The organism is uncultured Tessaracoccus sp. (assembly GCF_947255005.1).
Taxonomy (GTDB): Bacteria; Actinomycetota; Actinomycetes; order Propionibacteriales; family Propionibacteriaceae; genus Arachnia.
The window spans coordinates 1-5,965 of the sequence record NZ_CAMYFI010000092.1 but is presented as its reverse complement, the minus strand read 5'-3'; the positions used below and the strand labels follow the sequence as shown (position 1 = coordinate 5,965).

10 protein-coding genes and 1 pseudogene are annotated in these 5,965 nt (G+C 60.2%); 2 read left to right on the top strand and 9 right to left on the bottom strand.

What is annotated here, in order from left to right; all coding sequences use genetic code 11:
- Positions 1–92: 92 nt before the first annotated feature.
- From Q0X61_RS12325 to Q0X61_RS12285, 9 genes are all read right to left on the bottom strand, one after another.
- The gene (locus Q0X61_RS12325; protein WP_297743066.1) at positions 93–917 is read right to left on the bottom strand and encodes an alpha/beta fold hydrolase; all 825 of its coding nucleotides are present in this window, start codon (positions 915–917) and stop codon (positions 93–95) included.
- A 55-nt stretch (positions 918–972) separates the two neighbouring features.
- Positions 973–1,752 (bottom strand): BPL-N domain-containing protein, encoded by a 780-nt coding sequence (locus tag Q0X61_RS12320; protein ID WP_297743065.1) that lies wholly within the window; start codon positions 1,750–1,752, stop codon positions 973–975.
- A gap of 398 nt (positions 1,753–2,150) precedes the next feature.
- On the bottom strand, positions 2,151–2,576 hold the full coding sequence (locus Q0X61_RS12315; protein ID WP_297743063.1) for a type II toxin-antitoxin system VapC family toxin: 426 nt from the start codon (positions 2,574–2,576) through the stop codon (positions 2,151–2,153).
- Positions 2,573–2,806, bottom strand: a complete 234-nt coding sequence (locus tag Q0X61_RS12310) for a FitA-like ribbon-helix-helix domain-containing protein (RefSeq protein WP_297743061.1) — start codon at positions 2,804–2,806, stop codon at positions 2,573–2,575. The genes Q0X61_RS12315 and Q0X61_RS12310 overlap by 4 nt, the downstream gene beginning before the upstream one ends.
- Positions 2,807–2,957: 151 nt before the next feature.
- The gene (locus tag Q0X61_RS12305) at positions 2,958–3,293 is read right to left on the bottom strand and encodes a HigA family addiction module antitoxin (protein ID WP_297743059.1); all 336 of its coding nucleotides are present in this window, start codon (positions 3,291–3,293) and stop codon (positions 2,958–2,960) included.
- Positions 3,253–3,477 carry a type II toxin-antitoxin system RelE/ParE family toxin gene (locus Q0X61_RS12300; RefSeq protein WP_297743057.1) on the bottom strand — a complete coding sequence of 75 codons (225 nt, stop codon included), beginning with the start codon at positions 3,475–3,477 and terminating at the stop codon, positions 3,253–3,255. The genes Q0X61_RS12305 and Q0X61_RS12300 overlap by 41 nt, the downstream gene beginning before the upstream one ends.
- 180 nt (positions 3,478–3,657) lie before the next feature.
- Positions 3,658–3,960, bottom strand: coding sequence for a HigA family addiction module antitoxin (locus Q0X61_RS12295; RefSeq protein WP_297743068.1), 303 nt, complete (start codon positions 3,958–3,960; stop codon positions 3,658–3,660).
- A complete protein-coding gene (locus Q0X61_RS12290) occupies positions 3,953–4,234 on the bottom strand; it encodes a type II toxin-antitoxin system RelE/ParE family toxin (RefSeq protein ID WP_297743055.1) in 282 nt (93 codons plus the stop codon). Before Q0X61_RS12290 ends, Q0X61_RS12295 begins: the two co-directional genes overlap by 8 nt.
- Positions 4,235–4,495: 261 nt before the next feature.
- Entirely contained in the window at positions 4,496–5,221 is a 726-nt protein-coding gene (locus Q0X61_RS12285) for a TIGR02391 family protein (protein ID WP_297743053.1), read from the bottom strand.
- Positions 5,222–5,334: 113 nt separating this feature from the next.
- Here Q0X61_RS12285 and Q0X61_RS12280 point away from each other — a divergent pair, with 113 nt between their 5' ends.
- Positions 5,335–5,685: a VOC family protein gene (locus tag Q0X61_RS12280; protein ID WP_297743051.1), complete on the top strand. Its 351-nt coding sequence runs from the start codon at positions 5,335–5,337 to the stop codon at positions 5,683–5,685.
- A 216-nt stretch (positions 5,686–5,901) separates the two neighbouring features.
- A pseudogene (locus Q0X61_RS12275) lies at positions 5,902–5,965 on the top strand (transcriptional regulator); the annotation flags it as partial.

The window sequence follows — 5,965 nt, the reverse complement described above, 5'->3', positions numbered from 1 at the left end:
ACACATCAGAAGCCGAACGCGTAGCCGACCTCCCCGGGCAGAACATCTAGACGCTGAACCGGAACTCCACCGAGCTCCGGCACTGAGAACCATCAGCGCCCGTGGGCGTGCGTGGCATCGATTCGCTGGCGGTCCAGCCAGCGCCTGAGCACGTCGATCCACATATCGAAGGCGTCGAGGTGCGCGTCATGGCTACCGCCGTCGAGATCAATCCTGTCTGTCTGGGACCTGCGCCAGATCAATGCGTCCCGATCGTCGTTGCCGAACATCCCATGCTTCGCGAACACCGCGAGTGTCGGGACCGTCAGAGCCTCCCACTCGTCCCAGCGGGGCTCGTGCACCGCCTCGATCACGCGCTGCATGACGGCGGCGTCAAAGCGCGGCACGAGGCCATGATCCGTCCGTTCGAAGTCTGCCACCCAGGCATCGACGATCGCGTCCCCGCCGAGGAACTCTCTCGCCGCGGCCTCGTCCTCGAACGGCACTGGCCACGACGCGAAATACCTGCCGAGCTGTGCGGCCTCGCCCGGATCATCACTGCCCTTCACATGCCCTTCCAGCATCACGAGCCCTTTGACCAGGTCTGGTCGCGCCACCGCGACGAGGAACGCCGCATGGGCTCCCATCGACTGCCCGACGAGCACCGCGCGCTGCCCAGGGACGAGCTCCTCGAGCACTGCGACGACGTCTCCGACGAAGGCATCGCGCGACAAGTCATTGGGAAGCCGTGTACTCGCACCGTGCCCCCGCTGGTCCACGAGTAGCACCCGATATCCCGGTAACGCTTGCGCCGTTGGCAGCAGCTCGCGCGAGCTCCCCGCAAGACCGTGCAGCAGTACGACGACGGGGCCATCGCCACCGAGGTCAGTGACCGCGATCGAGACACCGTCGGGGCGTAGCACCGTGCGGTTGGTCATGGCACCTCCAGTAGCTTGATCTCGGCAGATGTGCCGCGCATGGCCTTCCCAGCGATCAACTGAGAATCCGCTTGACGAGCGGCAGCGCATATTGCCAGTCGTCGCCGTCGGGATCGACGAGATCGGCGTCCTCGAACCAGGTCACGTCTGCCTCCGGATGAGGGCCAATCAAGCCCACATTTCCATCACCGCACCGATAATATGCGGCAGCGAGATCGCCTGTTTCATAGAGCGCATATTCCTCCGCACCATCTCTTGGCAACCGCGCACCCTCTTGAAAATAGGTCCAACGCAAGGTCTCACCCCACGTGACCGCCACCACTTGATCGCTGCTATCTTCTACAGGGAAGCCGGGAACGTTTACCTCCCCCTCAACGGAATAATCTAGCAAACCGAAGCCCTCGCTCCCGGCGAGATATGCGCCCATGCAGATTCCGAGGTAGCTTCCACCGGTAGCAATATAGTCACGTAGCCCGCGGATGAAATCCGAAGGAAAACTCTGGGCCGCACCACTGATGTCGTCCCCGCCGCCTGGCTGAGCGTAGAGGACGGCTCCAGATAGGGCACTCGCTTCGAGAGGGACCTGTTCGCGTGGGCCGATAAACGCAACGTCCAGGCCAAGCGGTGGTCGAGACAGCCGCTCTGCAAGAATCTCCGAGCATCCTGCGCATCCTGCGGGGCCGCGGTACACAAGGGCGATTCGCCCGTCCGAACCTCCGTGCTCGTTCGTGCTGGTTGGTGCGCACCCGTTCACCAGCCCGGCGACCAGGACCGTCAGCAATCCCCCGAGGACAGACCGGCGCGTCCACCCAGCAGGTGATTCGAACGTACTCACAGCTCAATCCTAGTGAACTTGCTCCACAGTTCACCGAAGCACCGCGAACGAGCAGACGGGGTCGCCTCCTTCGCCTACTCGATGACTGGTGGAGGTTCGACTCCCGAGTACTTCATTTCGGCGCGGAGGATCCGCGCCCACTGGTCACTAATGGCGGTATCGAGGCCTGCTTCGAGAACTCATACCCGCGCGGCGCCCCCGTCACTCTCGCGGCGTGCCCATCCCACGTGGCCGACGACGCGACCTTCGTTTCGCGCCATGATGTGGACATCATGTGGCGCATAACCGTAGGGCTGTTGCGGATCCCACTCACCGAACTCCTGGTACTCGCTGTCGAAGCCCATCTAGTTCGGCTTCAGTGAGCTCTTGGTGGGCGATGACCTCGATTGAATGACGCTTCACGCTTCCACATCCCACGGGTCGACGAGTTCGACGCCAGTGTGCTGGAAATCCTTCACATTGCGCGTAGCGCACGTTGCCCCATTCGCCAGGCAGATCGCGGCAATCTGAGCGTCGACGGTACTGACCGGCACACCCGCTGCCTCACCCGACACGAGCACCTCCGCGTACCGCTCCGCCGCGTCAGCATCGAATGCGAGCACCGACCGACTCCCCCGATACGGCACTACCGCTTCCTCAATCCCTTGGGCCAACTTGTGTTTGCGTCGACCTTCCGGGGGCCTTCGAACGCCGGCAAGCAACTCCGCAAGAGTGACAGACGTGATCGCGACGGCGCCCGTCAGAGACACAAGCCACTCGACGACACGAGGCTCCGGCGAGGACCGAAAGATCTCCGAGACGACATTGGCGTCCAGGACGATCACTCGAAGCTCGCCACCCGTGCGACATCATCGCGCGTCGGAATCGGCAGCTCATCGACCCCACCGACATCCTGCGCCACATTCAGAAGAGCCACGCCTATGTGCGGCCGTCGGGCCGCCTTCGTCAAGATGTCGCGAACCTCGGCCTCCATGGACCGCCCCTGTTCCTTCGCCCGAGACGCGAGCCGCTGCTTCACATGGTCATCGAGACCACGCACGATAATGGAAGACATCAGAACCACCTCCTTCTGCTATCAGGCATGATAGTTCTGATGGCGCGATGCGAGAACCAACAACCGGAAGCACTCAAGAACGATGCCTACTCCCGTAACGTCAATAGCAAGTAGGCGGCACGGACACATTGCACGGCGAGATTACATTCAGTCACTCGACCTGCAATGGACTAATAGCGGCGACCGTGTTCTTCAACGCGCGACGCTCCAACCGCAGCTCGTAATTCGACTGCAGATTCATCCAGAACTCCTCGGACGTCCCGAAATACCGCGCCAGCCGTATCGCCGTATCTGCAGTGATACCACGCTTGCCATGCACCATCTCATCGATCCGACGAGGCGGCACCCCGATCGAAACGGCGAGCTTATGCTGCGTAGTCCCGAAACCCTCGATGAAGTCCTCCATCAAGATCCCTCCCAGGTGGATCGGCTCAATCAAGTCTGCCTCAGTGGTAGTCGACGAGTTCGACACCATCTGCACCTCCATCACTCCAGACGAAGCAGATACGCCATTGCGCACTCACACGGATGCTGTACTGCCCACGCCGGTCGCCGACGAGACGCTCCAGCCGATTCCCGGGCGAGATTCGCAGATCATCGAGACCCTTCGCCACGTGGATCAGCTCCAGCTTCCGCATGGCCGCCCGCGAAGAGCTTTCCAGCAGACTCAATAGCGCGAGGGTGAAAGTTCTTCAACAAAACTCTGCGGAAGGAGGACATCGATTCGTTCTTCGCTGAGCGAGGAATGAGCTTGATGCTCGCGGTATGACCATCAGGTCAGTGGATAACTACAGCTAGAAGCGCAGGCGCCAAAGACGAAACTCATCAGGGCTTGGGTTGAAGCACCACAGCTACGCCGAGGCAGCTTGGACCGGCTGAATCTGCTCAACCTCGGCGAGGATTTTGTCCTCGGCCACATCTAGGTCGTACTGCGCTTGCAGCCCCAGCCAAAACTGCGGACTCATCCCAAAATACTTCCCTAAACGGAGAGCAGTATCGGCAGTAACAGCCCGCTTCCCGTGAACGATCTCATTGATCCGGCGCGGTGGAACACCGATGGAAACAGCGAGTTTGTGCTGGGTGACCCCCATCTCCTTGAGGAAGTCCTCCATCAGAATTTCACCAGGGTGTACTGGTGGAAGCTTGTCAGTGATAGTCAACGATCTCGACCTCCTCTGGACCAGCTGCCATCCACCGAAAGCAGATCCGCCACTGGCTGTTGATGCGAATACTGTGTTGACCCCGCCTGTCCCCTTTCAACGCTTCGAGACGGTTACCCGGCGGAATCCGCAGCTCCTCGAGGCTTTGCACGTACGCAAGCTGCCGCAGCTTGCGCAGTGCCACCGAATGGATTCTGGAATCAATCGAGCGCACCCGCTCTCGATTCCACAACCGCTCGGTGTCCTTGTTGGCGAATGACTGGATCATACTTCATCCTACCCCCCCCATAACGCTACACGTCAATAACGCTAAACGTTAAACCGGAACTCCACGGAGTGTCGGCGCAGTTTAACGTGTGCGAGGTTCATTCTTGGACCCAGCCCAGTCGCTGGCGTTAACCTTGCACACAACTACGGCGATGGCCCCTGGACGGCCTTGCCGACTCAGCACCCGGCACCTCCATCACAGGCGTTCGTGCTCCCCACATCCTTCGCTCAAAGCGGACTGCTATTCCGTAAACCGATGTTGTCACCCCTCCAGGACGGTAGCCCTATCAACCCAGCGAGCCAATAGACTGAAAGCCGCGAGCTGCTCCAACGCGACTTGCTCCTCACCACCGTCGTGTGGAACATGCATCCCGGGATTGCGGATAGCCGCGTACAAGCCCTCTGCAAAGGCGCGGGCGCCCCGATGTAGGTTCTCAAACGTCTTACTGCCATCATTTTCCATAAGCCGAAGGCGCGGCACATTACGCTTCGGATCGTGGAGTGAAAACGCCTCATTGAAAAGTGCTGTTTCAGATACGTCTAGGCGGTTCAGTTTCGCTTGGGTCTCTGCATTGACGTGGATGGCAGCCTGCATCACGGCTTGATGGTAGTGCCCGTGATTCCAGTAACCCTTGCCATTCTCCCACGCCCACGGATGCAGATTGGCTGCGCCTAAGTCTGGCGTGTTGTCTCCGAGCTTTTCAGCGAGTTCAGACCTACGTTCAAGCACTGTCTTGGCCCGGGAGGCTTGGCCCCTCAGCCAGCTATATTCCTTGTCCTGGACTGGGAGTCCTTGTCCCCACCCGGGAAGCGCTCGGTCAAGGACCATTTCAACGACGTGGGCGCGTGCCGCAGCCTCAGTCGGCGATCCGCTCATAACGGTTCCAAGGTAGGCGATGCCCGGGCCCATGTCGGGGACGACCTTCGCCGTGACTTGCAGGAACGCGTCTATCTCATTGATCGCCCACTCGGGGTCCAGCTCGGCCATGCCTCCCTTATGACGTATGGGGCTGACATGGCCGGAGAGAACTGTTCTGATACCCCAACCAGAAACATCCCGCGTTATTGCAGGCGCGCTAACGCGCGCCCACAATGGAAACCATGAGCGATGCCAACTTCACGATCCGCCAGATCACCTTCGACTGCCACGATCCCTCAAAGCTCGCCAAGTTTTGGTCCGCCGCAACCGGCTGCGAAATCGCCGCGGATTACGGCGATTTCGTGATGGTTGATTCGACCCCGGCGCTAGGGTTTCAGCGCGTTGAGGATCCCACGCCTGGCAAGAACCGCATGCATATCGACGCTGGCGGGGCGGAGCGCGAATCCTTGGTAGAGCGCCTCAAAGGCCTGGGCGCTGCCGAACTCGGCACCCATGAGGCGCCGGGATTGGTGTGGACCGTCATGCAGGACCCAGAAGGCAACGAGTTCTGTGTGGGCAACCCCGAGGCCTAGCTACACATTGAACTTGAACTCCACGGTATGTAGTTGCAAAGTTACTTTCTCGAGAACCTCGCCGCCCACGTCGCTCCCGCGTTGGGTGGCAGCCGAACCACAAAGGATCAGTCATCTGCTATCCCATCGACTAATTCTTGCAGGTCGCAGGACCTTCGCGTAACTGTCAGTTCAGCGCATTTTGAATAGTTCAGCACACGATGTATTGTTCAGCACATGCTGACCATTGCTTCACGCCTCGACGTCATGAACCGGCTCGGCCGGGCTATGGCCGATCCGA

Excerpts from the sequence above, each read along its gene's own strand:
- Q0X61_RS12310 (WP_297743061.1), bottom strand. The coding sequence starts at position 2,806 with ATGTCTTCCATTATCGTGCGTGGTCTCGATGACCATGTGAAGCAGCGG.
- Q0X61_RS12280 (WP_297743051.1), top strand. The coding sequence starts at position 5,335 with ATGAGCGATGCCAACTTCACGATCCGCCAGATCACCTTCGACTGCCAC.
- Q0X61_RS12325 (WP_297743066.1), bottom strand. The coding sequence starts at position 917 with ATGACCAACCGCACGGTGCTACGCCCCGACGGTGTCTCGATCGCGGTC.
- Q0X61_RS12305 (WP_297743059.1), bottom strand. The coding sequence starts at position 3,293 with ATGGAGGTGCAGATGGTGTCGAACTCGTCGACTACCACTGAGGCAGAC.
- Q0X61_RS12290 (WP_297743055.1), bottom strand. The coding sequence starts at position 4,234 with ATGATCCAGTCATTCGCCAACAAGGACACCGAGCGGTTGTGGAATCGA.
- Q0X61_RS12285 (WP_297743053.1), bottom strand. The coding sequence starts at position 5,221 with ATGGCCGAGCTGGACCCCGAGTGGGCGATCAATGAGATAGACGCGTTC.